At 70.0% G+C, this 24,036-nt stretch carries 25 protein-coding genes and 2 pseudogenes; 2 read left to right on the plus strand and 25 right to left on the minus strand.

Features of this window, described 5'->3' with window-relative positions:
- Positions 1-48: 48 nt before the first annotated feature.
- The 5 genes from frr to GT755_RS38635 all read right to left on the minus strand — a co-directional run bounded on the left by frr (position 49) and on the right by GT755_RS38635 (position 4,082).
- Positions 49-606: a ribosome recycling factor gene (frr, locus tag GT755_RS20225; RefSeq protein ID WP_030455681.1), complete on the minus strand. Its 558-nt coding sequence runs from the start codon at positions 604-606 to the stop codon at positions 49-51.
- A gap of 10 nt (positions 607-616) precedes the next feature.
- A complete protein-coding gene (gene pyrH / locus GT755_RS20230) occupies positions 617-1,432 on the minus strand; it encodes a UMP kinase (protein ID WP_202610317.1) in 816 nt (271 codons plus the stop codon).
- 33 nt (positions 1,433-1,465) lie between these two features.
- Positions 1,466-2,299: a translation elongation factor Ts gene (tsf, locus tag GT755_RS20235; RefSeq protein ID WP_030455679.1), complete on the minus strand. Its 834-nt coding sequence runs from the start codon at positions 2,297-2,299 to the stop codon at positions 1,466-1,468.
- Between the two features lie 85 nt (positions 2,300-2,384).
- On the minus strand, positions 2,385-3,290 hold the full coding sequence (gene rpsB / locus GT755_RS20240; RefSeq protein ID WP_161481261.1) for a 30S ribosomal protein S2: 906 nt from the start codon (positions 3,288-3,290) through the stop codon (positions 2,385-2,387).
- Positions 3,291-3,494: 204 nt separating this feature from the next.
- Positions 3,495-4,082 carry a helix-turn-helix domain-containing protein gene (locus GT755_RS38635; protein WP_202610318.1) on the minus strand — a complete coding sequence of 196 codons (588 nt, stop codon included), beginning with the start codon at positions 4,080-4,082 and terminating at the stop codon, positions 3,495-3,497.
- Between the two features lie 72 nt (positions 4,083-4,154).
- Here GT755_RS38635 and GT755_RS20250 point away from each other — a divergent pair, with 72 nt between their 5' ends.
- Positions 4,155-5,435: an MFS transporter gene (locus GT755_RS20250; protein WP_161481262.1), complete on the plus strand. Its 1,281-nt coding sequence runs from the start codon at positions 4,155-4,157 to the stop codon at positions 5,433-5,435.
- Here the strand turns inward: GT755_RS20250 and GT755_RS20255 are convergent.
- Positions 5,368-6,633: a CoA transferase gene (locus GT755_RS20255; protein WP_161481263.1), complete on the minus strand. Its 1,266-nt coding sequence runs from the start codon at positions 6,631-6,633 to the stop codon at positions 5,368-5,370. The two genes, GT755_RS20250 and GT755_RS20255, sit on opposite strands and share 68 nt — an antisense overlap.
- A 383-nt stretch (positions 6,634-7,016) precedes the next feature.
- On the opposite strand from GT755_RS20255, the gene GT755_RS20260 reads away from it, so the two are divergent.
- A complete protein-coding gene (locus GT755_RS20260; protein ID WP_161481264.1) occupies positions 7,017-7,457 on the plus strand; it encodes a M23 family metallopeptidase in 441 nt (146 codons plus the stop codon).
- 24 nt (positions 7,458-7,481) lie between these two features.
- On the opposite strand, the pseudogene GT755_RS39800 reads toward GT755_RS20260, so the two are convergent.
- The 19 genes and pseudogenes from GT755_RS39800 to GT755_RS20350 form a co-directional block, all read right to left on the minus strand.
- Positions 7,482-7,979 (minus strand): annotated as a pseudogene (locus GT755_RS39800) (tyrosine-type recombinase/integrase); the annotation flags it as partial.
- 600 nt (positions 7,980-8,579) lie between these two features.
- Positions 8,580-8,840: pseudogene (locus GT755_RS39805) on the minus strand (site-specific integrase); the annotation flags it as partial.
- A gap of 6 nt (positions 8,841-8,846) precedes the next feature.
- The gene (gene dprA, locus GT755_RS20270; protein ID WP_328794432.1) at positions 8,847-9,956 is read right to left on the minus strand and encodes a DNA-processing protein DprA; all 1,110 of its coding nucleotides are present in this window, start codon (positions 9,954-9,956) and stop codon (positions 8,847-8,849) included.
- Positions 9,953-11,488 (minus strand): YifB family Mg chelatase-like AAA ATPase, encoded by a 1,536-nt coding sequence (locus GT755_RS20275; protein WP_161481265.1) that lies wholly within the window; start codon positions 11,486-11,488, stop codon positions 9,953-9,955. The genes dprA and GT755_RS20275 overlap by 4 nt, the downstream gene beginning before the upstream one ends.
- Positions 11,489-11,937: 449 nt before the next feature.
- The gene (locus tag GT755_RS20280; RefSeq protein ID WP_161481266.1) at positions 11,938-12,294 is read right to left on the minus strand and encodes a YraN family protein; all 357 of its coding nucleotides are present in this window, start codon (positions 12,292-12,294) and stop codon (positions 11,938-11,940) included.
- A 131-nt stretch (positions 12,295-12,425) separates the two neighbouring features.
- Complete coding sequence (locus GT755_RS20285) at positions 12,426-12,749, minus strand: DUF2469 domain-containing protein (protein WP_030455669.1); 324 nt, start codon at positions 12,747-12,749, stop codon at positions 12,426-12,428.
- A complete protein-coding gene (locus tag GT755_RS20290; RefSeq protein ID WP_161481267.1) occupies positions 12,746-13,453 on the minus strand; it encodes a ribonuclease HII in 708 nt (235 codons plus the stop codon). The genes GT755_RS20285 and GT755_RS20290 overlap by 4 nt, the downstream gene beginning before the upstream one ends.
- 22 nt (positions 13,454-13,475) lie before the next feature.
- A complete protein-coding gene (gene lepB / locus GT755_RS20295) occupies positions 13,476-14,093 on the minus strand; it encodes a signal peptidase I (RefSeq protein WP_161481268.1) in 618 nt (205 codons plus the stop codon).
- Positions 14,094-14,104: 11 nt separating this feature from the next.
- Positions 14,105-14,908, minus strand: a complete 804-nt coding sequence (gene lepB / locus GT755_RS20300) for a signal peptidase I (RefSeq protein ID WP_285588959.1) — start codon at positions 14,906-14,908, stop codon at positions 14,105-14,107.
- Between the two features lie 165 nt (positions 14,909-15,073).
- A complete protein-coding gene (rplS, locus tag GT755_RS20305; RefSeq protein WP_030455665.1) occupies positions 15,074-15,436 on the minus strand; it encodes a 50S ribosomal protein L19 in 363 nt (120 codons plus the stop codon).
- Positions 15,437-15,552: 116 nt separating this feature from the next.
- Positions 15,553-16,323, minus strand: coding sequence for a tRNA (guanosine(37)-N1)-methyltransferase TrmD (gene trmD / locus GT755_RS20310; protein ID WP_161481270.1), 771 nt, complete (start codon positions 16,321-16,323; stop codon positions 15,553-15,555).
- Between the two features lies 1 nt (position 16,324).
- Positions 16,325-16,837, minus strand: coding sequence for a ribosome maturation factor RimM (gene rimM, locus GT755_RS20315; protein WP_161481271.1), 513 nt, complete (start codon positions 16,835-16,837; stop codon positions 16,325-16,327).
- Positions 16,838-16,917: 80 nt separating this feature from the next.
- Positions 16,918-17,160 carry an RNA-binding protein gene (locus GT755_RS20320; RefSeq protein WP_030455662.1) on the minus strand — a complete coding sequence of 81 codons (243 nt, stop codon included), beginning with the start codon at positions 17,158-17,160 and terminating at the stop codon, positions 16,918-16,920.
- Position 17,161: 1 nt separating this feature from the next.
- Positions 17,162-17,611, minus strand: coding sequence for a 30S ribosomal protein S16 (gene rpsP / locus GT755_RS20325; protein ID WP_161481272.1), 450 nt, complete (start codon positions 17,609-17,611; stop codon positions 17,162-17,164).
- Positions 17,612-17,767: 156 nt separating this feature from the next.
- The gene (ffh, locus tag GT755_RS20330; RefSeq protein ID WP_161481273.1) at positions 17,768-19,309 is read right to left on the minus strand and encodes a signal recognition particle protein; all 1,542 of its coding nucleotides are present in this window, start codon (positions 19,307-19,309) and stop codon (positions 17,768-17,770) included.
- 70 nt (positions 19,310-19,379) lie between these two features.
- On the minus strand, positions 19,380-19,934 hold the full coding sequence (locus GT755_RS20335; RefSeq protein WP_030455659.1) for a GTP-binding protein: 555 nt from the start codon (positions 19,932-19,934) through the stop codon (positions 19,380-19,382).
- Positions 19,935-19,959: 25 nt separating this feature from the next.
- Positions 19,960-20,352, minus strand: a complete 393-nt coding sequence (locus GT755_RS20340) for a DUF742 domain-containing protein (protein WP_030455658.1) — start codon at positions 20,350-20,352, stop codon at positions 19,960-19,962.
- A 2-nt stretch (positions 20,353-20,354) separates the two neighbouring features.
- Positions 20,355-20,789, minus strand: a complete 435-nt coding sequence (locus GT755_RS20345; RefSeq protein ID WP_030455657.1) for a roadblock/LC7 domain-containing protein — start codon at positions 20,787-20,789, stop codon at positions 20,355-20,357.
- Positions 20,786-23,596 (minus strand): sensor histidine kinase, encoded by a 2,811-nt coding sequence (locus tag GT755_RS20350; protein WP_161481274.1) that lies wholly within the window; start codon positions 23,594-23,596, stop codon positions 20,786-20,788. The genes GT755_RS20345 and GT755_RS20350 overlap by 4 nt, the downstream gene beginning before the upstream one ends.
- Positions 23,597-24,036 lie beyond the last annotated feature (440 nt).

Consider the following 24,036-nt stretch of genomic DNA (forward strand, 5'->3'; position numbering starts at 1 on the left):
CGATCCCTGCCCCTTGCGTCATCGGGGCAAGGATCGCGATGGTGCTCGTCAGACTTCGAGCAGCTCGGCTTCCTTGTGCTTGAGCAGCTCGTCGATCTTGGCGACGTGCTTCTGGGTCAGGTCGTCGAGCTCCTTCACCGCGCGGTGGACCTCGTCTTCGCCCGCCTCGCTGTCCTTGACGAGCTTGTCGAGCACTTCCTTGGCGTGGCGCCGGATGTTCCGGATGGACACGCGGCTGTTCTCGGCCTTGGTTCGGGCGATCTTGATGTATTCCTTGCGGCGCTCACCCGAGAGCTCGGGGAACACCACGCGGATGACGTTGCCGTCGTTGCCGGGGTTGACGCCCAGGTCGCTGTCGCGGATCGCCTTCTCGATGGCGCTCATCGAGCCCTTGTCGTAGGGCTGCACCAGCACCATGCGCGCCTCGGGGACGTGGAAGGAGGCGAGCTGCTGGACCGGGGTCAGCGACCCGTAGTAGTCAACATTGATCTTGTTGAACATCGCGGGGGTGACCCGGCCGGTGCGGATGGCCGCGAAGTCCTCCTTCGCGACGGTCACCGCCTTGTCCATCTTCTCTTCGGCCTCGAAGAGGGTTTCCTCGATCACTGTTGGCTCCCTATTTCCCTGCCGGACTCACCAGCGTGCCGATCTTCTCTCCGCGGACCGCCCGCAGGATGTTGCCTTCGCCCATCAGCTCGAACACCACGATGGGCAGGCCGTTGTCCTTGCACAGGCTGATGGCCGTGGCGTCCATCACCGCGAGGTCACGTGTGAGGACCTCGCCGTATTCGAGCCGGTCGAACCGGACCGCGTCGGGGTTCTTCCGGGGGTCGGCGTCGTAGACGCCGTCGACCTGGGTGCCCTTGAGCAGGGCCTCCGCGCCGATCTCCAGCGCGCGCTGGGCGGCGCAGGTGTCGGTGGAGAAGAAGGGCGAGCCCAGCCCGGCCCCGAAGATGACCACGCGGCCCTTCTCCAGGTGGCGGATCGCCCGGCGGGGCAGGAACGGCTCGGCGACCTGCTGCATCGTGATGGCGGTCTGCACGCGCGTTTCCACGCCGCGCTTCTCCAGGAAGTCCTGCAGCGCGAGACAGTTGATGACGGTGCCCAGCATGCCCATGTAGTCGGCGCGGGCCCGGTCCATGCCGCGCTCGGACAACGCGGCGCCCCGGAACATGTTGCCGCCGCCGACGACCACCGAGACCTGGACGCCGTCACGGACCGCCTCCGCGATCGAGTCGGCGATCTTGGCCACGACTACCGGGTCGATGCCGAGGGAATCCCCGCCGGCGAACGCCTCGCCGGAAAGCTTCAGCATGACCCGCTTCCAGCGCAGCGGCCCGTCATACGACGAAGCCGCCGGGGCGGGTTCGGTGTTCTCCTGCACGGCGGCGGCCTCCTCAGTGGATTTCGGGCTGAACAGGTCGTCCCGCATGATTACGGGACGACCTCGGGTGACAGCCCCAGACTATGCCTGGCCGACCTTGAAGCGGGTGAAGGCCAGGACCTTGACGCCGGCCTCGTCCGCGTACTTCTTGATCGACTTCTTGTTGTCCTTCACGAACGCCTGCTGGAGCAGCGTGAAGTCCTTGTACCAGCCGTTGACGCGACCCTCGACGATCTTGGCGATCGCGGCCTCGGGCTTGCCCTCCTCGCGGGTCATCTCCTCGAAGAGCGCGCGCTCCTTCTCGATGACCTCGGCGGGCACGGCGTCGGCGTCGAGGTACTTCGGCGCCATCGCGGCGGCGTGCTGCGCGATGTCCTTGGCGACCTCGGCGTTGGCCGAGTCGAGCTGGACCAGGACGCCCACGGCCGGCGGCAGCTGCGGGTCGGTCTTGTGCATGTAGGCGCCGATGTAGCCGCCCTCCAGCACCGAGAAGCGACGGATCTCGATCTTCTCGCCGAGCGCCGCGTTGGTCTCGTCGAGCAGCTCCTTGACGGTCTTGCCGTCGAGCTTGGACTCGAGCAGCTCGGCCACGTCGGCCGGCTTGGTCGCGAGGATGTGGGCGACGACCTGGGCGGCCACTTCCTGGAAGCGCTCGCCCTTGGCGACGAAGTCGGTCTCGCAGTTGAGCTCAAGGAGGGCGGCGGACGAGTCGCCGTCCTGCTTGAGGGCGACCAGGCCGTTGGAGGCGGTGCGGGCCTCGCGCTTGCCGACGTCCTTGGCGCCCTTGAGACGCAGGAGCTCGACCGCGCGGTCGAAGTCGCCCTCGGACTCCTCCAGCGCCTTCTTGCAGTCCATCATGCCGGCGGCCGTCAGCTCGCGAAGCCGCTTGACGTCGGCCATGTTCACGGAAGCCATTGTCATTTCCTCATGGGTTTCGTCGTGGAGCGGGTGGACGTGTCATCGTGCCGACACGCCCACCCGGAAGAGCTTTGGGGAAGGACTACGCCTTCGACTCGTCACCGTCGGCCGGGGCCTCCGGCGACTCGGCGGCGGGGGCCTCGGCGGCGGGCGCCTCGGCAGCGGCCTCGGCCGGGGTCTCAGCCGCGGCCTCGGCGGCGGGGGTGCCCTCGAGCAGCTCGCGCTCCCACTCGGCCAGCGGCTCGGCCGCGGCCACACCGGCCGGCTTGTCGTCGCCGCCGCGCGAGGCGCCGGCGCGGGTCATGAGACCGTCGGCGACCGCGTCGGCGATCACCCGGGTCAGCAGGCTGACGGCGCGGATGGCGTCGTCGTTGCCCGGGATCGGGTAGTCGACCTCGTCGGGGTCGCAGTTGGTGTCGAGGATCGCGACGACCGGGATGCCGAGCTTCTTGGCCTCGGAGATCCCGATGTGCTCCTTCTTGGTGTCCACGACCCAGACCGCGCTCGGGACGCGGGACATGTCCCGGATGCCGCCGAGGGTGCGCTCGAGCTTCTCCTTCTCACGACGGCGGAGCAGCAGCTCCTTCTTCGTGAGGCCGGAGGCGGCGACGTTCTCGAAGTCGAGCTCCTCGAGCTCCTTCAGGCGCTGGAGCCTCTTGTGGACGGTCGAGAAGTTGGTCAGCATGCCGCCGAGCCAGCGCTGGTTCACGTAGGGCATGCCCACGCGCGCCGCCTGCTCGGCGATCGACTCCTGCGCCTGCTTCTTGGTGCCGATGAACATGATCGTGCCGCCGTGGGCGACCGTCTCCTTGACGAAGTCGTAGGCCCTGTCGATGTAGGACAGCGACTTCTGGAGGTCGATGATGTAGATGCCGTTGCGCTCGGTGAAGATGAAGCGCTTCATCTTCGGGTTCCACCGGCGGGTCTGGTGGCCGAAGTGAACGCCGCTCTCCAGGAGCTGTCGCATGGTGACGACGGGGGTGGCCATGAAATGGTCCTCCACGATCTCGGTTATACGCACGGGCCGGCGGCCCGCGCCCTGACGCCCCGAACCGTTCCAGCCGCCTTACCGGCGGACCGAGAGGACGTTTCGTGAACGGGCGTGCGAATTCGGCCTCACCAACGGAGACCACCGGACAGTCTACCCGGAACCGGTGGACGACTTGACCTGCCCGCGCACCCGGGCGGGCCCTCAGGACCTCTTCGGGGCCCGGGGGAAGATCCGCAGCTGGAACTCCGTGACGCGCGCGCCGTTGGGGGCGGTCTCCGGGTCGCGGTCGGCGATGCGGTAGGGGGCGACGAGCTCGTCGACGCGCCCGGCCAGGGCGCGGATCTCGTCGGGGTCCATGTAGAGGACCATGTGGGCGAGCCGGGTGGCCTGACGCCAGTCGGCCGACTCCCGCGACGACTGGGCCAGGTACTCCGACAGGCGACGGGACGCCTCGTCGAGGACGGTCTGGATGACGGCGCTCTGGGCGGCGAGCAGCTCGGCGGTGAGCTCGCCGCTCTCGGGGTCTTTCATGCCCCAGCCCTTCTGGAGCGCCCGCCACACGCGCTCGCGGCCGTCGCCCCGCGCCGGCGCCTCCTCGATGAGGCCGTGCTTGGCGAGGGTGCGCAGGTGGTAGCTGCACGCGCTCGGGGACAACCCGGCGACCTCGGCGCACTCGGTGGCCGTCGCCGGGCCCTCCTCCTGGAGCCGGCCGAGGATCGCCAGCCTCGCCGGGTGGGCCATGGCGCGCAGCAGCCCGACGTCGTCGGTGACCATCCGATGGCTCTTCATGGGGCTCCACGGTAGGGCGTCGGCAGATGTGAAGCATTGCCTTCATAACTCTGAAAGAGTACTTTCATAAATATGATCCCCCTCCGCCGTCAGCGCGACTACCGCCTCCTCTGGTCCGCCCGGGCCGTCACCGAAGCCGGCAGCGAGGTCTCCCGCCTGGCCGTCCCGCTCACCGCCGTCACCCTGCTCGCCGCCTCGCCGATGGAGATGGGCGTGCTCACCGCCGCCGCCTCTCTGCCGTTCCTCTTCGTCGGCCTCCCCGTCGGGGTCTGGGCCGACCGCGTCCGCCGCCGCCGCCCGGTCCTGGTGCTGTGTGAACTGATCTCCGGTACGGCCGTCGCGACGGTCCCCGTCGCCTGGCTGCTCGGCCTGCTGACCGTCCACTGGCTGATCGGCGTCGCCCTGGTGGTCGGCGCCTGCACGGTGACCTTCCGGAACTTCACCATGCCCCACCTGACCAGCGTCGTCGCCGAACCGCAGCGGACCGAGGCCATCGCCGGCATGCAGTCGGTCTTCTCCATCGCCCAGCTCGGCGGCCCGGGCCTGGCGGGCGTCCTGGTGAGCGTGTTGTCGGCGCCGCTGGCCCTCGTGGTGAACGCCGTGACGTTCGTGACCTCGGCCCTGCTCCTGCGCTCGATCCGCGCCGAGGAGCCGCCCCGCCCGGCCTCCCCGAGACGGTCGCTGCGGCGCGAGGTCGCCGAGGGCATGTCCGCGCTGGCCCGCCACCCGGTCCTGCGGGCGCTGGCCCTGTGCGGGATGACGGTCAATCTGTTCGCCGCCGCCCAGCTCGCCGTCTACGTCCTGTACGCCGTCCACGTGCTCGGGCTGCCGGGCGGGCTCGTCGGGATCATGATGATGGGCTTCGGCGCCGGCGGGCTCGTGGGGGCGTTCGTGGCCCCCACGTTGTCGCGGCGTTATGGAGGCCCGGCGGTGCTGCTCGGGGCCGTGTTGTTCTTCCCGCTCGGGTTCCTGGTCATGGCGGCCGTGAGCGGCCCTGTGTGGTGGTGCGTGCTGCTGATCGGCGCGGCCGAGGCCGTGGTGGGCGTGGCCGTGGTCTGCTTCAGCGTGTGCTCCGGGGCGATGTCGTTGCAGGAGACGGCCCCCGGGCTGATCGGCCGGGTGAACGCCTCGATCAACTTCCTGACGCAGGGCGCGCTGGGGATCGGCGGCCTGCTCGGCGGGGTGGCGGGAGAACTCCTGGGCCTGCGGCCGGCGATGTGGGCGTGCTTCGCGGGTGCGCTGCTGACCATCCCGTGCCTGTGGTTGTCGCCGCTGGTGGGCCAGGTCACCAGACGGGCTCGTGCTCCCCGGGACGCGGCGGAGGCGACCACGCTGGAGGACGCCCGGCGATGAGACCGGGTGGCCTGACGAAGGTGTAGCCGTCGCGCGTCTCCAGCAGGTCGTCCACCTCGGGTTCGCCGCCGGGCGGAGTGCGGCCCAGGGTGTCGAGCCAGTGGGCGGTGGCGGCGAGCGAGAGGGTCGCGTGCCACGACCCGCCCTCCCGCCGTCGTCGGAGCAGCCCTGCGGCCGCCGCGAAGGCGGCCAGATAGCCGGTGGCGTGGTCGAGCGCCTGACACGGCAGCGGACCCGCTTCGGCCACGATCCCCGTCGCCGTCTGCACGAGGCTGTCGAACCCGCGCCGCCCCAGCCACGGCCCCGGCCCGTAGGCGGAGACGTCCACCACGACGAGACCGGGCCGCAGCCGGAAGAGATCGGCCGTCCCGAACCCGAGCCGGTCGAGCGCCCCCGGGCGATAGCCCCGGATGACGACGTCGGCCCCCCTGACGAGCTCCCTGAGCCGTTCGGCGTCGGCGGGCAGATCGACGAGGCACGACCGCTTCCCGGCGGCCGTCTCCAGCACCAGCCCCGGAACCTCGGGGATCCGGCTCCCGCAGACGTGCATGACCTCGGCCCCGCGCGAGGCGAGGAACCGGCTCGCGACCGGCCCCGCGATCACCCGGGTCAGGTCGACCACCCGCATCCCCGTCTCGCCCGGCGGCGGCCCGGGAAGCCGGTCGAGCGTGAGCAGCGGCCGCCCGGCCACCACCCGCCCGTGCGGGTGCCGCGCCCATTCGCGCCCGCTCCGCATCGCGGCCGCGCATCCCCCAGCCCGGGTGACCGTCTCCTCGATCTCCAGGCCTGTACGTGTTGTGCACGCCCTCTCCACCTCCTCCCTGGTGGCGTTCAGGGGCAGGCCGAGAGCGACCAGCGCCGCGTCCCGATGGTGGTCGAAGTTGGCGTGGATCCTGACCCGGCCGTCGGCGCAGGCGTAGTCACCGCTGAGCGGCGCCCACAGCGGGATCGCCTCGTCGCCGATCCGGAAGTGCCGCTCACTGCGGAAGGCGACGGCGGCGTGCCTCACGTCGACCTCCGCCCGCCCGTGCTCCCCGGTCAGCGCCGCGACGGCCGCCGTCGCCGCCCCGACGGCGGCCGCGGCGGCGGTCCCGATGCGGAACGGCGAGGGCATTACCGGCTCCCGGCCGGTGACCGTGACGTGGCCGAGGTCCACCCCGGCGAGCCGCCCCAGCTCCCTGATGACGTCGCCGGTCATCGCATCCCCATGTCGTCTCTCATCTGATGGCGGGCCAAGGGGCCGCACGGAAGCTCGCGACTCCTCATCTCCGGCCATACGTGCGACGGGTTTCCGCAGGATGACGTGGCCGGTCATCGCATCCCATGTCGTCTCTCATCTGATGGCGGGCCAAGGGGCCGCACGGAAGCTCGCGACTCCTCATCTCCGGCCATACGTGCGACGGGTTTCCGCAGGATGACGTGGCCGGTCATCGCATCCCATGTCGTCTCTCATCTGGTGGCGGGCCAAGGGGCCGCGCGGAAGCTCGCGACTCCTCACCTACGGCCATACGTGGGACGGGTTTTTCCACAGACGGTCGCCGGGGAGTCGCCGAGCGCGACGATTTCGCCAAGCTGTGGTCCATGTTGTTCCCAGCTTCCATGGCGCTCGTGATCGCGGCCCAGTGGGGGTGGCCCTTGGCGGGCGAACCCCGGCCCGTCCGCCTCTTCACTCCCCCGCCGGAACGCTGGTTGTCCGGCCATCGCGGGGTCGACCTGCCCGCGGTGGCAGGACAGGAGGTGCTGGCGGCCGGCGAGGGGGTGGTGACGGTGGCCCGCGAGGTGGCCGGGCGCGGGGTGGTGACCGTGACGCATGCCGACGGGCTGCGGACGACGTACCTGCCGGTCGACGCGACCGTGACCGAGGGGCAGCGGGTGCGGACGGGCGAGGTGCTGGGGAGGGTGGGCGGGCCTGATGGGCACTGTCCGGCGACGTGCCTGCACTGGGGGCTGGTGAGCGGAGACCTCTATCTGGATCCGCTGCTCCTGCTGGGCCTGGGCCAGGTCAGGCTGCTGCCGAGCTGACGTGTCGCGGCGAGTGCTCAGGGATCAAGCCCGGGGGTGGGCCTGCTGGTAGGCGGCCCTGAGGCGCTCGATCGAGACGTGCGTGTAGATCTGGGTGGTGCCCAGAGAGGCGTGGCCGAGCAGTTCCTGCACACTGCGGAGATCGGCGCCGCCTTCCAGGAGATGGGTGGCGGCCGTGTGGCGCAGGCCGTGGGGTCCCATGTCGGGCACCCCCGCCGCGCCCAGCCGGGCGTGCACCACTCGCCGCACGGCGGTCTGGTCGATGCGACCGCCCCTGACGCCGAGGAACAGCGCCGCGCCGGAGCGCCCGCCGACGAGGCTCGGCCTCCCGCGTACGCACCAGGCGTCCACCGCGTCGAGCGCGGGCATTCCCAGCGGCACGACCCGCTCCCTGCCGCCTTTGCCGAGGACGCGGATGGTGCGCCGCTCCCGGTCGACGTCGTCCACGTCGAGTCCGCAGAGTTCGCCGACCCGGATTCCGGTGGCGTAGAGCACCTCCAGGAGAGCCTGATCCCGGAGCTCCTTCGCCACGACGAGGGGGTCGTCGTGGACCGGCTCCGAATCGCTGCCCGAGACCGGCCTCGCCTGGCGAGAAGAATCGTGGGAAGCGGTCCCCCCACTGCCGGAAACGAGCCCCCCATCACGAGAAGAACCGTGAGAAGCGGTCCCCCCACTCCTAGAGACCGGCCCTCCATGGCCAAAAGAACCGGGGGAAGCGCTCCACCCGCTGCCCGAGACCGGCCCTCCACGGCCAGAAGCGTCGTGGGAAGCGGTCCCCCCACTGCCGGAGACCGCCCCTCCACGGCCAGAAGAACCGTGGGAAGCGGTCCACCCACTCCCAGAGACCGGCCCTCCATGACCAGAAGAACCGTGGGAAGCGGTCCGCCCGCTGCTGGAAAGCGGCCCCTCACCCTCCCAAGCAGGGGGAGCCGGCCGAAAACCGAGATCGTCGCCGGCGACGGGAGGGCCGTCAGATCCAGCGGCCGCCTGGGCTGCGCCAAACCGCGGATCCAGCATCCGGATCGCTTCGGCCTGGTCAAGGACCTTCGGCAGGGTGCGTCTGGCCTTGGCGGTGCCGAGGAGGAGGCCCGGGTCGGCCGTCAGCCAGCCCGCGCGGTGGCAGAAGGCCGTGAATGACCGGGCGCAGGCGGTGCGGCGGGCCAGGGTCGCGCGGGATTTGCCCGTCTCGTGTTGCTCGCCCAGCCAGTCGCGCAGGACCCGCACGTCGATCAGTTCGACCCGGTCGACGCCCACGTCGATGAGGTGGTCCGCCAGGGACGACATGTCGCCCATGTAGGCCCGCACGGTGTTGGCCGCCAGGCCGCGTTCGACCCGGAGGTGGCGTTCGAAGGCCTGGATCGCGTCCTCAAGATCTCCCGACATATCCGTCTATCTTCCCCTTCCTCTGGCGGTCAGCCGCCAGCCGTTCCCCTCCCGCTTCAGGTAGCCGCCGGCCTCCAGGTTGCCCAGGCAGCCCAGTGCCGCCGGCAGGGGCAGACCGGCCTTGAGCGCCACCTCTGCCGGGCCGATCACGGCCGCCCCGCCCGGCATCGCGTCGAGGACGCGCTTGGACTCCAGGCTGAGCAGGTCGCGACGGGTGACCGCGCCTCGGGGGATGGGGGCGATGTCGTCTCCGGCCTGGCCGACCTGTTCCAGGATCTCGTCGGCCGACGTCACGCACACGGCTTTTCCGAGACGGATCAGGTTGTTGCAGCCGACCGAGACGTCGCTCGTCACCGGGCCCGGTATGGCCATCAGCTGCCGGTTCAGCTGGAAGGCGTGGTGAGCGGTGTTCAGCGCGCCCGAGCGCGGGGCGGCCTGCACGACCACGGTCCCCCGCGACAGCGCCGCGATGACGCGGTTGCGGACGAGGAAGCGTAACCGCGTCGGGTTCACCCCCGGCGGCGATTCGCTGATCACCAGGCCCTCCTCACGGATGGCGGCGAACAGCTCCTGGTGGGCGGCCGGATAGGGGACGTCCACGCCGCAGGCCAGGATCGCGACCGTCGGCGACGGACCCGCCAGGCAGCCTCGGTGGGCGGCGGCGTCGATGCCGTACGCGCCCCCGGAGACCACCGAGTAGCCCCGGTCGGACAGGCGGCAGGCCAGTTCGGAGGCCACGTTGACCCCGTAGGCGCTGGCCGCCCGCGACCCGACCAGTGCGATCGAGCGGGCGCAGGCCCGGCGTAGATCGCCGTTGCCGTCCACCCAGAGGCCGGTCGGACGGGCGTCGCGCAGGTCGTCGAGTTGCTCCGGCCAGTCGGGGTCGCCGGGGACGACGAAGCGGAACCGCGCCAGGTCGTCGTCGGGGTCGCCGGCGGCGAGGGCCCTCATCCGCCAGGCCGCCGCCTTGCGTTCGTCGACCCCCTCCAGGGTCCCGGCGCGGATCCCGGCCAACACGGCCTCCGCGCCGTGAGCGGCGATCTGGCGGCCCATGGTCTCGTCGCCGGTCTCGGCGATCCGGGTCAAGGCCGCGCGTGCGGCCCGGTCACCGGTCACAGTTCCTCTCCCATCCACATCGTGAGTGCCAGTGAGATCTCGTCGGCCGACGGCCGGGGACGCCGGCTGATGTCGGCGATCGTCCAGGCCACCCGGAGCACGCGGTCGACCCCGCGGGCACTGAGGGTGCCCAGGTCGACGGCCCGGTGCAGCGGGGCCAGCACGTTGTGGTCGAGGCGCCATCCGCCGTGCAGCAGCGACGAGGGGACCTCGGCGTTCAGCCGCCACGGGGTGCCGGACAGGCGCCGGGCCGCACGTTCCCGGGCCTCCACGACCCGCTCGGCGACGGTGGCGCTGGATTCGGTGAGCGCGCGGTCGGCGAGGAGTTCGGCCCGGGTGGGGGGCGAGAGCCGTACCTTCACGTCGACCCGGTCGAGCAGCGGCCCCGACAGACGGGACAGATAGCGCCGCCGGACGGCCGGGGTGCAGGTGCAGAACCGCCCGGCTTCGCCGCTGAGCCCGCACGGGCAGGGGTTGGCGGCCAGCGCCAGCGTGAAGCGGGCCGGGAACGTCACCGAGCCGCTCGCCCGCGAGACCGTGACCTGGCCCGACTCGACCGGCTGGCGCAGCGAGTCGAGCACCCTGGCCGGGAACTCCGGCGCCTCGTCGAGGAACAGGATGCCGCGATGCGCCAGCGACACCGCGCCGGGCCGGATCTGGCCCGTCCCGCCGCCGATCACGGCCGCCGCCGAGGCGGTGTGGTGGGGCGCGACGAACGGCGGCCGGGCCAGCAGGGGACGGCCGGTGGGAAGGGTGCCGGCGATGGAGTGGATCGCGGTGACCTCGAGGGCCTGTTCACGGTCGAGCGGCGGGATGATCGTGGTCAGCCGCTCGGCCAGCATGGTCTTGCCGGTCCCCGGCGGGCCCAGGAACCACAGGTTGTGACCCCCGGCCGCGCAGATCTCCAGAGCGCACCGCCCCTGCGCCTGACCTGCGACGTCGGCCAGATCGAGCGTCTTCTCCTCGGCCGGGACGGCGAGCTCCATCGGATCGAAGTAGGGCGCCCGCGCCCGCGCCTCGCCCTCCCGCAGAATCGCCACGAGCTCTCCCAGTGACGCCACGGGCAGCACCGCCAGCTCCGGCACGAGGGCCGCCTCGGCGGCGTTGGCCGCCGGCACGACCATCGTGCGCGCCCCGGCGGCGACCGCCGCGAGCGCGGCCGGCAGGACCCCGCGGACCGGCCGCACCCGCCCGTCGAGGCCCAGCTCGCCGAGGAAGAACGGCTCGGCGATCCGCTCGGGCGGCACCATCCCCGCCGCGCCCAGCACGGCCATGGCGATGGCCAGGTCGAAGGACGAGCCTTTCTTGGGCAGCGAGGCCGGGGAGAGCGAGACGGTCACGCGGGCGTCGGGCCAGTCGAACCTGCTGTTCAGCAGGGCCGACCTGACCCGGTCCCTGGCCTCACTGATCGCCGTGTCGAGCAACCCGATGAAGTGGGTCCCGACCAGCCCCCGTCCGACATCGGCCTCGACCTCGACGGTATGCCCGGCCACCCCGACCAGCGCGGCGGACCGCGTACGTGCAACAGGCATCGAACACCCCTCACGCCTTCCACCGAAGGCGACCCCCACGATCAACCAAAAGAAACAGCCCCGTCAGAACACAGGGAAGAAGATCCTCGGCAAGAACCGAAACCCGGCAGCCGCCGCCGTGACGGCTTCCTACGACGCCCGCGTCCCATCGCGAGTCACCGACGGCAAGGGCCGCCCCGAAGACCGGCGGCATCGCCTACGACCTGGCGTTCCTGGCCCCGCGTCATCAGAACACCTTCTTCTCGTGCCGGACCGAGAAGGCTTACGGGCGCCTCCAACACCACCACGTCGATCCGCACCGACGCGCCTTGCACGACGCCCCACACGGTCTGCCCCATCGCGGTTCTCTGCGGGCTACGGTCCCCGACCCCCAAGGAGGGCGGTGACCGCGAGCCGATCACGGCCACCGGCAGCATCGCCCGCGAGCTGGTACCCCTCACCCCGCGTCATCAGAACACCCCCTTCTCGTGCCGGATCGAGAAGGTCCCCGCGAACCCGTCCAGCGCCACCACGTCGATCCGCACTGACGCGAACCGCTCGTCCTGCCCCGCCAGCCACCGCGCCCCCAGCCGCCGCAGCCGCGCCAGCTTCGCCTCCGTCACCGACGCGAACGCCGACCCACAGGCCGAGGAAGACCGCGTTCGCACCTCCACCACCACCAGCACCGCACCGTCCCGGGCGACGATGTCGATCTCGCCCTCCCGGCACCGCCAGTTCCGGGCGAGGATCTCCATCCCCTCGCCCACCAGATAACCGGCGGCCAGCTCCTCGCCGGCCCGCCCGAGCTCGTCCTTCGCCGCTCCCATGCGGCCAACGGTGGCAGGCCCGACCAGGCCTCGACCGTCCCGCCCGACCGCCTGTGGACAACCACCGCCCTGTGGAAAAGCGAAGGGGCCGGGCCCGCAGGAAGCGGACCCGGCCCCGGGAAGCGTGCGCCTCAGCTCGAGAAGCCCTCCTTCGGCATCTCCAGGTCAGGCTTGGCGAGCTCTTCGACGTTCACGTCCTTGAACGTCACCACGCGTACGTTCTTCACGAATCTCGCCGGTCGATACATGTCCCACACCCATGCGTCCTGCATCTTCACGTCGAAGAAGACTTCGCCGTTCTCGGCGGTGCGCACCTCCATGTCGACCGAGTTCGTCAGGTAGAACCGACGTTCGGTTTCGACGACGTACGTGAACAGACCGACCACATCGCGGTACTCGCGGTAGAGCTGCAGCTCCATCTCGGTCTCGTACTTCTCGAGATCCTCCGCGCTCATTCCGGCCCTCCTGTTCCCAACCCCGTTTCGGCCCCTGGTTCATTCTCCCGCATCCTCATACCCGGCATCGTCCGAGCCACTGTCACGAACGAGAACCGATGGTGCTGGCTTGGCCCGTGGTGCGCGAGGGCGGCTCTGTGGTCTCTGGTCACATATCCCTTGTGCCCCGCGAAACCGTATTGGGGGAATGATTCGTGCAGGGTTGTCATCATGCGGTCCCGGGTCACCTTCGCGACGATGGACGCGGCCGCTATGCAGGCGGCCACCTGGTCGCCCTTCCAAACGGCGAGTGAGGGCGCCGGGAGGCCGGGGACCGGGAATCCGTCGGTCAGGATGTATCCGGGTGTGAGACCCAACCCGGCGACCGCGCGGCGCATTCCCGCCACGTTGCACTTGTGGAGGCCGCGCTGGTCGATCTCGGCGGGCGGGATGACGACGACGCTGACGGCCTTCGCGGTCGCCATGATCCTGGCGTAGTGCTCCTCGCGGCGGGCCTCGGTCAGCAGTTTGGAGTCGTTGAGGCCGTCGAGCTCACGTCCGAGCACCACCGCGGCGACCACCAGCGGGCCGGCGCAGGCGCCGCGACCCGCTTCGTCGACGCCGGCGACGGGCTTGAGGCCCCGGCGGGCCAGGGCGCGCTCGTAGCCGTAGAGGCCGGAGTCACGGCGGACCACGCTCGGGCGCGGACGGTAAGCGACTGTCATGACAGAAGCAGCGTACGCCCCATCACCGGACGTTGGAGAAGGTGTCCGGCCGCGATATGAATGTGAGCCGGTCAAGCGGCCAATAACGGGCGAAGGCGAAGCCGATGACGTCGTCTTCGGAGATCGTTCCCTTGAACTCGTCGTCGATGTAGGACCGGGAGTCCATCGAGTTGGACCGGTGGTCTCCCATCAGCCACAGGCGTCCCGCGGGCACCTTCACCTCGAAGGTACGGCCGGCGTAGTCGCCGGGATAGAGGTACTTGCCCTCTTCCTCGATCGGGGTGCCGTTGACCGTGATGCGGCGCTGGGCGTCGCAGCACTTCACGGTGTCGCCGCCCTTGCCGATGACCCGCTTGATCGTGTCCTCGCCGTCCCAGCCCTTGAAGACCACGATGTCGCCGCGGTCGATGGAACCGAACTGGAGGACCACCACCCGGTCGTTGACCAGGAGGGTGTTCTCCATCGACTCCGACGGGATCCAGAACGACCGCATGACGAAGAAGTGGACCAGGAGGGCGACGACGATGCCGCCGATCGTGAAGGTGATCGTCTCCCGGAGGGCTGACTTCTTCTTTTTCTCCGGCTTGCCGGATTCCTCGGGCTTGCCGGAGGCGTTGGTCTCTTCTTCTGCGACGGCCACGGGAGCGAAGACTACCGCTTGACGCGTATGCGGCGCCTAAGGGCCAGGAGCGGGAAGGCACCCGCGAAGCCCAGCAGCAGCGGGGCCGCGCCCGCCGCGGCGGCCAGGCCCTTCTGGCTGAACGTCTCGGGGATCGGCAGGATCCCGGCCCGGTCGAACGGCCAGACCTTCACGAACGCACGGCCGATGACCTGGTCGATCGGGATGGCGCCGCCACCCGGGTCGCCGCCGTGGGCGCGCGAGTCGAGCGAGACGGAGCGGTGGTCGCCCATGACCCACAGGCGGCCGGGCGGAACCTCGATCTCGAAGTTGCCCAGTGACGGAACGTCACCGGGGTAGAGGTAGCTCTCTTCGTCGAGGGGCACCCCGTTGACGGTGATGCGGCCCCCCTGGCCCTCGTCGCAGCACTTGACCTTGTCGCCGGGGACGCCGATGACCCGCTTGATGTAGTCCTTCTCGCCGGGGACCACGCCGAACGCGGTGCCGACCCAGCGGAAGAACCCGGCGACCGGGTTGGCGGGCGGGTCGAACTGGACCTCGCCGGCCCAGGAGTCGACGCCGGAGAAGACGACGATGTCGCCGCGCTCGATGTCGCGCACGCGGTAGACGAGCTTGTTGACCAGGACCCGGTCGTTCTTCAGGAGCGTGTTCTCCATCGACTCCGACGGGATGTAGAACGCCTGGACCACGAACGACTTGATGAGCAGGGCGAGCACCAGCGCGACCACGATCAGCACGGGCAGTTCACGCCAGAACGAGCCGCCCTTTTTGTCTTTGCCGGGCTTGGCGTTCTGATGGGTGTCTTCGGCGACCACGTCCACCCCGTCCTGGTCTGGGAAGTCAAGAGATGCGGCGCGCCCGCGCGTGCCTAGACGAGCCTAAATCATGGTCACAGTACGCGACGTCGCCGACTCGGCTTCCAGGCGCAAAACTGCGAAAGCCCGTGCCGGTCAGGCACGGGCTTGCAGGGAAATGCCGCTTTACTTCGCGGGCAGGGCGTCGCGGCGCTCGCGGATGCGGGCGGCCTTGCCGCGCAGGTCACGCATGTAGTAGAGCTTGGCGCGGCGGACGTCGCCACGGGTCACCAGCGTGATCTTCTCGATGACCGGGCTGTGCACCGGGAAGGTCCGCTCGACGCCGACGCCGTAGCTGATCTTGCGAACGGTGAACGTCTCACGGAGGCCACCGTTCTGGCGGCGCAGCACGAAGCCCTTGAAGACCTGGATTCGGGAGCGGTTGCCTTCGACGACGCGGACGTGCACTTCCAGCGTGTCACCGGGGCGGAACGCCGGGATGTCGCTGCGGAGGGCAGCCTTCTCGAGCTCCTGGATCTGCGTGTGCATGACTGAGGTTCCTCATCAGTTGAGAGAGCACCCGGAGGTCCGTCCGTCCCCTGTGAGGCGGGGCGTCGAGAAGGACGCGGGCACGACTAACCTGCGAACGGCAGGCATTCAGCGCTTCAGTCTGCCACAGGATCGCCATCGGCGCGAAACGACTCGATCGCCTTGAGATCGGCCTTCGACAACTCCCCGCGCTCCAGCAGTTCCGGGCGTTTGCGGAAGGTGCGGCGCAGCGCCTCGTCCCGGCGCCAGCGGGCGATCTTGCCGTGGTGGCCCGAGAGCAACACTTCCGGCACCTCGTGGCCGCGCCACACGGGCGGTTTGGTGAACACCGGGCCTTCGAGCAGGTTCTCCATGGCCCCCGGCGCGAACGAGTCGTCGACGGCAGACACGGCGTTGCCGAGCACTCCGGGCAGCAGCCGGGCGACGGCCTCGACCATAACCAGCACGGCCGCCTCGCCCCCGGCCAGCACGTAGTCGCCGATGGAGACCTCGTCGAGCCGCAGGCGGGAGCCGTACTCGATCATGACCCGGCTGTCGATGCCCTCGTAGCGGGCCGGCGCGAACAACAACCACGGCTCGGCGGCGTATTCGAGCGCCACGGCCTGGGTGAACGGCCGCCCGCTCGGGGTGGGCACGATCATCCGGGGCAGGCCCTCGCCGCTCGCGACCACGTCGTCGATGGCCGCGCCCCAGATCTCGGGCTTCATGACCATGCCGGGGCCGCCCCCGTAGGGGGTGTCGTCGACGGTCTTGTGGACGTCGTGCGCCCATTCCCGCAACTGGTGGAGGCGCACGTCGAGGATGCCCTTGGCCCGCGCCTTGCCCATCAGCGAGACGTCGAGGGGCGCGAAGTACTCGGGGAAGATCGAGATGACGTCGATGCGCATGTCAGGCGTCGAGGTCGAACAGGCCCGGAGGCGCGGAGACGACCAGCCGCCCGGCCGCGAGGTCGACGTCGGGCACCAGCGCCTTCACGAACGGGACGTAGGCGTCGTCGCGGCCGGGCCGCTTGACCACCAGCAGGTCCTGCCCGTGGTGCAGGACGTCGGTCACCTCGCCGAGACGCTCCCCCTCGGGGTTCACCACGGCCAGCCCGATGAGCTGGTGGTCGTGGAACTCGTCGGGGTCGTCGGAGGGCGGGATCTCGGCCGAGTCGATGACGAGCATCGTGTCGCGCAGGGCCTCGGCGGCCTCCCGCCCGTCGACCCCGTCGAGCGACAGCAGCAGGATGCCCTTGTGCCAGCGGGCGTGGCGGACCGTGAGCGGCCCCCGGGAGGCCGGGTCGGTGGCCAGCCGCGTGCCGGGCGCGAACCGCTCCCCCGGCTCGTCGGTGCGGACCTCGACGGTCACCTCACCGCGGACGCCGTGGGGGCGGCCGATCCGGCCGACGACGAGCTGCATAAGGAAGTTCTCCAGAAACGACGATCCCGGGAGACCGTGAGGTCCCCCGGGATGACGGGCTGCTTTCAGCGAAGCTGCTTTCAGCGGGCTTCGTTCAGGTCGACCAGGTCGACCCGGACGTACTTGCCGTCGGACAGGGCGTTGACGACGGTGCGCAACGCCTTGGCCGTGCGGCCCCCGCGCCCGATGACCTTGCCGAGGTCATCGGGGTGGACCCGCACCTCCAGGACACGCCCGGTGCGGATCTTCCGCGCGCGAACGCGGACCTCGTCGGGATGTTCGACGATGCCCTTCACCAGGTGCTCGAGGGCCTCCTCGAGCACGTCAGGCCTCGGTTTCCGAGGTGGGCTCGGCGGGCGCCTCGGCGGCGGTCTCGGCCTTGGGCTCGGCCTTCTTCGACTTCCGCGGCGTGGTGGCGGCGCCGGTGTCGGCCGACAGGGCCTCCTTGGCGGCGGCCTCGTAGGCGGCGTGGCGGTCGGCCGCGGGCTCGGCGACGAGCAGCGGAGCCGGAGCGGCCTCGCCCTTGAACTTCTGCCAGTCACCGGTCAGCTTGAAGAGCTTCAGGACCGGGTCGGTCGGCTGCGCGCCGACACCCAGCCAGTACTGCGCCCGCTCGGAGTTGACCTCGATGCGCGAGGGGTGCTCCTTCGGGTGGTACAGCCCGATCTCCTCGATCGCACGGCCGTCACGCTTGGTGCGGCTGTCGGCGACGACGATGCGGTACTGCGGGTTGCGGATCATGCCGAGCCGCTTGAGCTTGATCTTGACTGCCACGGGTGTGGTCTCTCCTGCTTCAAAAATGGATGAGCGGCGTCACATCGAGTGGGGCACGAGGTGGCGGCCACTCCAGGGACAGGCGCGGAGGCGGGGATTAGAGGGCGCCCGCCGGACCACGATGTTCCAACATGACATTGTGCCAGATCTGAGCGGCTACTTCTGCCCGGGCAGCTTGAACTTCGACGGGTCGAAGCCCGGCGGCAGCTCCAGGCCCTTCGGCAGCTTGCCGGGGCCGAGGTTGCCCAGCATGCCGCCCGGCTGCTTGGCCGGCGCGTCGGCGGCGGGCTCCTTCGGCAGGCCGGCCTTGCGCGGGTCGCCGCTCACGCGCCGGCCCTTCTTCGGCTTGGCCTGCTTCTGGTTGCGCTTGCCTCCCGGCATGCCGGGGATGCCGATGCCCTGCGACATGCGCTTCATCATCTTCTGCGCCTCGAAGAAGCGGGTCACCAGGTTGTTGACCTCGGTGACGCTCACGCCGGAGCCGCGCGCGATGCGGGCCCGGCGGGAACCGTTGATGATCTTCGGTTCGGACCGCTCGCCCGGGGTCATCGACCGGATGATGGCGGCGACCCGGTCGAGGTCCTTGTCGTCGACCTGGTTGAGCTGGTCGCGCATCTGGCCCATGCCGGGCATCATGCCGAGCAGGTTCTTGATGGGGCCCATGCGGCGGACCATCATCATCTGCTCGAGGAAGTCGTCGAGGGTGAAGTCGTCGCCCGAGGCCAGCTTGCCGGCCATCTTGGCGGCCTCGGCCTCGTCGAACGTGCGCTGCGCCTGCTCGATCAGGGTGAGGATGTCACCCATGTCGAGGATCCGGCCCGCCATGCGGTCGGGGTGGAAGGCGTCGAAGTCCTCGAGCTTCTCACCCGTGGACGCGAACATGATCGGGCGGCCGGTGATGTGGCGCACCGACAGGGCCGCGCCGCCGCGGGCGTCGCCGTCGAGCTTGGTGAGGACGACCCCGTCGAAGCCGACCCCGTCCATAAACGCCTGCGCCGTGGTGACGGCGTCCTGGCCGATCATGGCGTCGACCACGAACAGGACCTCGTCGGGGCTGACCGCGTCGCGGATGTCGGCGGCCTGGGCCATCAGCTCCTGGTCGATGCCCAGGCGGCCGGCGGTGTCGATGATGACGACGTCGTGCTGCTGACGACGGGCGTGGTCGATCGACTGGCGGGCCACCTGGACCGGGTCGCCGACGCCGTTGCCCGGTTCGGGCGCGTAGACGGCGACGCCGGCGCGCTCGGCCATCACCGAGAGCTGCTGCACCGCGTTGGGCCGCTGGAGGTCACAGGCCACCAGGAGCGGCACGTGGTTCTGGTCGCGCAGCCACCGGGCCAGCTTGCCGGCCAGGGTGGTCTTACCGGCGCCCTGGAGACCCGCGAGCATGATGACCGTCGGCGGGGTCTTGGCCAGGCGCAGGCGGCGGGTCTCGCCGCCGAGGATCTCGATCAGCTCGTCGTTGACGATCTTCACGACCTGCTGCGCCGGGTTCAGCGCCTGTGAGACCTCGGCTCCCCGGGCCCGCTCTTTGACGTGGGCCACGAAGTCCTTGACCACCGGCAGCGCTACGTCTGCCTCGAGCAGGGCGATGCGGATCTCACGGCAGGTCGCGTCGATGTCGGCGTCGGAAAGCCTGCCCTTGGACCGGAGCGAGGAGAAGACCGAAGTCAGCCGGTCGGAAAGCGTCTCGAACACGTGATTGGCCAGCCTCGAAGGGAATCGTCGTGGATCAGGGGACTACCCCCGGCCCCCCAAGCCTATCCGCTCACCAGCGAGGACCGCCCACACGCGAGGTGAGCGCGTGCTCCACCAGCGTGATCAGGGCGTTCTTCACCGAATCGCGGGACCGGGCGTCCGTGCGGACGATCGGGACGTGGGCGGAGAGGGTGAGCGCCTCCCTGATCTCGTCCTCGGCATGGGGGTAGAGGCCGTTGAAGCCGTTGATGCCCACGATGAACGGGAGCTGGGCCTCCTCGAAGTAGTCCACCGCGGGGAAGCTGTCGGCCAGCCGCCGCGTGTCCACCAAGACGATCGCGCCGATGGCGCCTCTGACCAAGTCGTCCCACATGAACCAGAAACGGTGCTGACCAGGGGTGCCGAACAGGTAGAGGATCAGATCCTCGTCCAACGACACCCGGCCGAAGTCCATGGCCACCGTCGTCGTGGTCTTGTGTGGTGTCAAACCGACGTCGTCGATGTCCTTGGAGGCGTCGGTCATCACCGCCTCGGTCGTCAGCGGGACGATCTCGGAGACCGCCCCGACGAAGGTGGTCTTGCCCACACCGAAACCACCCGCCACAACAATCTTCGTCGAGGTCAGGCCGCGGCTCGCGCCGCCGCCGTGACTATAGACGTCGAAGTCCACTGAGCACCCTTTCCAACAAGCCCAAGTCCGGCATCCCTGCGTCCAACTGCGGCTGGTGCACGTGCACCAGGCCCTCGGCGACCATGTCCGCGATCACCACGCGGATCACCCCGAGCGGGATGTGCAGCAGCGCCGACACCTCCGCCACCGACCGCACCTGACGGCACAGGGAGCTGATCGCCCGGTACTCCGGCGGCCGCTGGGACAGGTCGTGCTGCAGCGACGTGGCCGACGACACCAGCGCCTCCAGCGCGAGCTGCATGCGCGGTGTCGTGCGGCCGCCGGTGACGGTGAAGGGGCGGACCGGCGAGGCCGGCTCCGGGCGCGGTGGCGGCTGGCCGCCCCCGTAGGGCGGCGACCCCCACGAGTCCATGGTCATCTCCTCGGGTTGGAAGCCTGGAGTTCCGCCCTGACCGCGGGCGTGAGTACCTGACCGGCACGCTCGACGAACAGCGTCATCTGGTAGGCGACCAATCCCATGTCGCAGTCGGCCGCCGCCAGCACCGACAGACAGGAGCCGTCGCTGATCGACATGATCAGCAACAGTCCGCGCTGCATCTCCACGACGGTCTGCGTGACCGGGCCTCCCTCGAACACCCGGGAGGCGCCCTGGGTCAGCGAGATCAACCCGGCCGCGACCGCCGCGAGCTGGTCGGCGCGGTCCTTCGGGAATCCGTCCGAGTAGGCCAGCGGAAGGCCGTCGGACGAGACGACGACGGTGTGGGCGACGCCCGGCACCGACATCACGAAGTCGTTGATCAGCCAGTTGATGCCGCGGGCGGCCTGGCTCATCTCTCTCACGCTGGTCATTCCCCTCTTCCTGGGTAACCCTCGTCCTCGCTGATCTCACCCCGGGCCACGGCCCGGCCCTGGCGTACGCCGTACTGCAGGCTGGAGAGCCGGCTTCTGGCGCGGTCGGGGGAGAGCGACGGCGGTGGCGAGGCGGCCGCCTGCCGCCCCGGCTCGGCGGAGCCGGGGACCAGGTTGGCCTTGGGTACGCGCTTGGGCAGGCCGGCGGAGGTGCTGGCCTCGAACTGGGGCTGCTGGATCGCCGCGGCGACCCCCCACGCGGAGTCGGCCTTGGACTCCTTCCAGGCGTCCTCTGCCTTGGTCTCCTCGGCGGGCTTCTTGAACCACGCGGACTCGACCGAGGCGAAGATCGGCAGGAACTCCTCGGGACGGTCCTGCCCGGCGGGTTCCCGGACCGCGGGCAGCGGGCCGGTGACGTCGGCGTCCCGTTCGCTCAGGCCCGACAGGCCGCCCAGGGCCGAGTCGAACTTGCGCCGGGGCAGCGGGTTTCCTGGCTGCTGCGGCATCGGGGGCGGCGGGCCGAACATCGAGGGCTGACCTCCCGGAACGCCGTTCGGCCCGGTCTGCGCCGACCCCTGCTGCCGGGGCGGCGGGCCGAACATCGACGGCTGCGGACCCGTGTGCTGGGGACCGGTGTGCTGCGGACCCGTGTGTTGCGGCCCGGCGTGCTGGGGGCCGGTGTGCTGGGGTCCCGTGTGCTGCGGACCCGTGTGGTGGGAGGGCGGCGGGGGCTGGGTGTTGTACGGGCCCGTCGACGGTCCCAGCGGACCGGGCGACGGCAGCGCGGGCCGTCCACCGGTCGAGCCGAGCTGCGGCGTGCCCCAGCCGCCGGTGGTCTCGTGCTGCGGCGGCATCTGGGGCAGCTGGCCCTTGGGGGTCCAGGTGGGGGCGTACCCGCCGCTGCCGAAGTGCGGACTCTGCTGGACCGCGCTCGGCGGCACGGCGATCAGCGACTCGGGCAGCAGCACCATCGCGGTCAGGCCGCCGCCGTCGTGGTTGCGGATCTGCACGCGGATGCCGTTGCGCAGCGCGAGCCGGCCGACCACGAACAGGCCCATTCGGCGGGACACCGACACGTCCACGACCGGCGGGTTGGCCAGCCGCCAGTTCGTGGCGCCGATCTCGTCGGGGCTCATGCCGATGCCGGAGTCGGTCACCGACACCATCACTCCCCCACCGTCTATGCGGTTGCCCGAGACGATGACGCGGGTGTCGCGGGCGGAGAACGACAGGGCGTTCTCGACCAGCTCGGCGAGCAGGTGGATGACGTCGTTGACGGCCTGGCCGGCCAGCGCGACCTCGCCCGGCACGTTGATGACGACGCGCTCGTAGCCCTCGACCTCCGAGAGCGAGGCGCGCACGACGTCGGTGACCTCCACCGGCTGGCTCCACCGGCGGGCGGGTTCCTGGCCCGCGAGGACCAGGAGGTTCTCCGAGTTGCGGCGCATGCGCGTCGCCAGGTGGTCGAGCTTGAACAGGTTGGCCAGCCGGGCCTCGTCCTGCTCGCCCTGCTCCAGGCCGTCGATCAGGGCGATCTGCCGCTCCACCAGCGTCTGGGTACGGCGGGAGAGGTTGACGAACATCGCGCTGATGTTGCTGCGCAGCCGCGACTCGTCACCCGCCAGCCGGACCGCCTCGCGGTGGACCTCGTCGAAGGCCCGCGCCACTTCACCGATCTCGTCGGCGCTGCTGACGCCGATGGGGGCGACGTGCGGGACCGATTCGTGCGCGGCGTCGGACTCGCGCAGGCGCTGGACCAGGTCGGGCAGCCGGTGCCCGGCGATCTCCAGGGCCTCCGACCGCAGCCGCCGCAGCGGCGTGGTCAGCGAGCGGGCCATTCCGGTGGTGATGAGCAGCACCAGCGCCAGGATGACCACGACGACCAGGATGTTGACCAGGGCGCCGCGCTGGTCGGCGGCGGCCAGCGTGTCGGCCCGCTGCACGACCGAGGCGACCAGCTGCTTCTCGACCTCGTACATCCGGACGATGCCGAAGCTGCTGGACTCGAACCAGATCTCCGAGTCCTCGCCGGGGGTGCCGTCGAGGTTGACGAGCTGACGGTCGAGGCGGATGCGCTCCATCGCCGAACCGCGCAGGAACTCGGCCTGGTCGACGCGGCTGCCGGTCACGGTGTCGGCGTACAGCTGCCGTTCGGCCGGGGTGGCCGCGGCGCGGAACGCGGCGATCTCGCTCTCGAACCGCTTGCGGGCGGCGGTCACCGCGTCGAGCTCGATCGGGGTGAAGTTGCGCATCTCGATGCCGAGGGCGAGCAGGCCACGCATGATCGACTGCTCGTTCTTGGCACGGGCCAGCGCGGTCAGCGCGGCGGCGGTGCCGTCGATGGACTCGTCGGTGCCGGCCTGGCCGACCTCTTCGTAGAAGCGCAGGAGGTCGCCGATGACCAGGGAGTACTTCTCCAGCGCGGGCAGCGCGGGCAGCTGGGTCTTGATGGTGATCTCGCGGAGGTTGGGGAGCTCGGAAAGGCGGCCGTCGACCCGCGTCAGCTTCTCTTTACCGAGGTCACCAAGAGATCCTTCGATCTCCGGTACGCGCTCTAGCACCTTTTCGGCGAGCACGTCCACTTTGTTCTGTTGTGCGTCGATTAGGTTGAGATCGGACTCTTGGCTTCGTTTGTTCACGATGTACGGGACTGTCAAATCCCGTTCGAGTTCGATCTCCTGGATGAGTTCGCCCAGCGTTCCGGTGAACGCGGCGATGTCACTCACCCGCTGATATTCCGCGGCACTGGTAACCGCGCTGATGACGCGCATGGCGCCGAGAACGACCGCCGCGACGGTCGGAATCATGATCAGTGCGATAAGGCGGTTACGCACCCGCCAGTTGTGCAACGCCATCCGACCGGATGTCGTGTCCCGATGCGCGGCCGGCTCCCTCGGGGGTTCCGGCGGCGCTTCGGGCGCGGTGCGGTGATCACGTTCGATCGTTGCCGTCCTCACAGGCCGCACCCTTCCGATAAAAGAAATTTCAATTTTCTTCGGGATACCTCCCATAAGCCAGGGGCAATTGGAGCATATGACTAGGAGGTCCACCAATAGTCACATTGGTTTTGGACCGGTCCAGAGATGACGATTCATCACATACTTGCCGCCGCGCTGGTCAACGCCCGCCCCGATCCCGAGATCGAGCCCCGCCGATCGCTGGACCGGTCCAAACGCCCACTACTTCTGTTAACCCCCCAAAAGTCACAGGACCTTATTTATTTACAAGTTTGGTGACATAGTGCTCT

Source organism: Herbidospora solisilvae, from assembly GCF_009901565.1.
Classification (GTDB): domain Bacteria; phylum Actinomycetota; class Actinomycetes; order Streptosporangiales; family Streptosporangiaceae; genus Herbidospora; species Herbidospora solisilvae.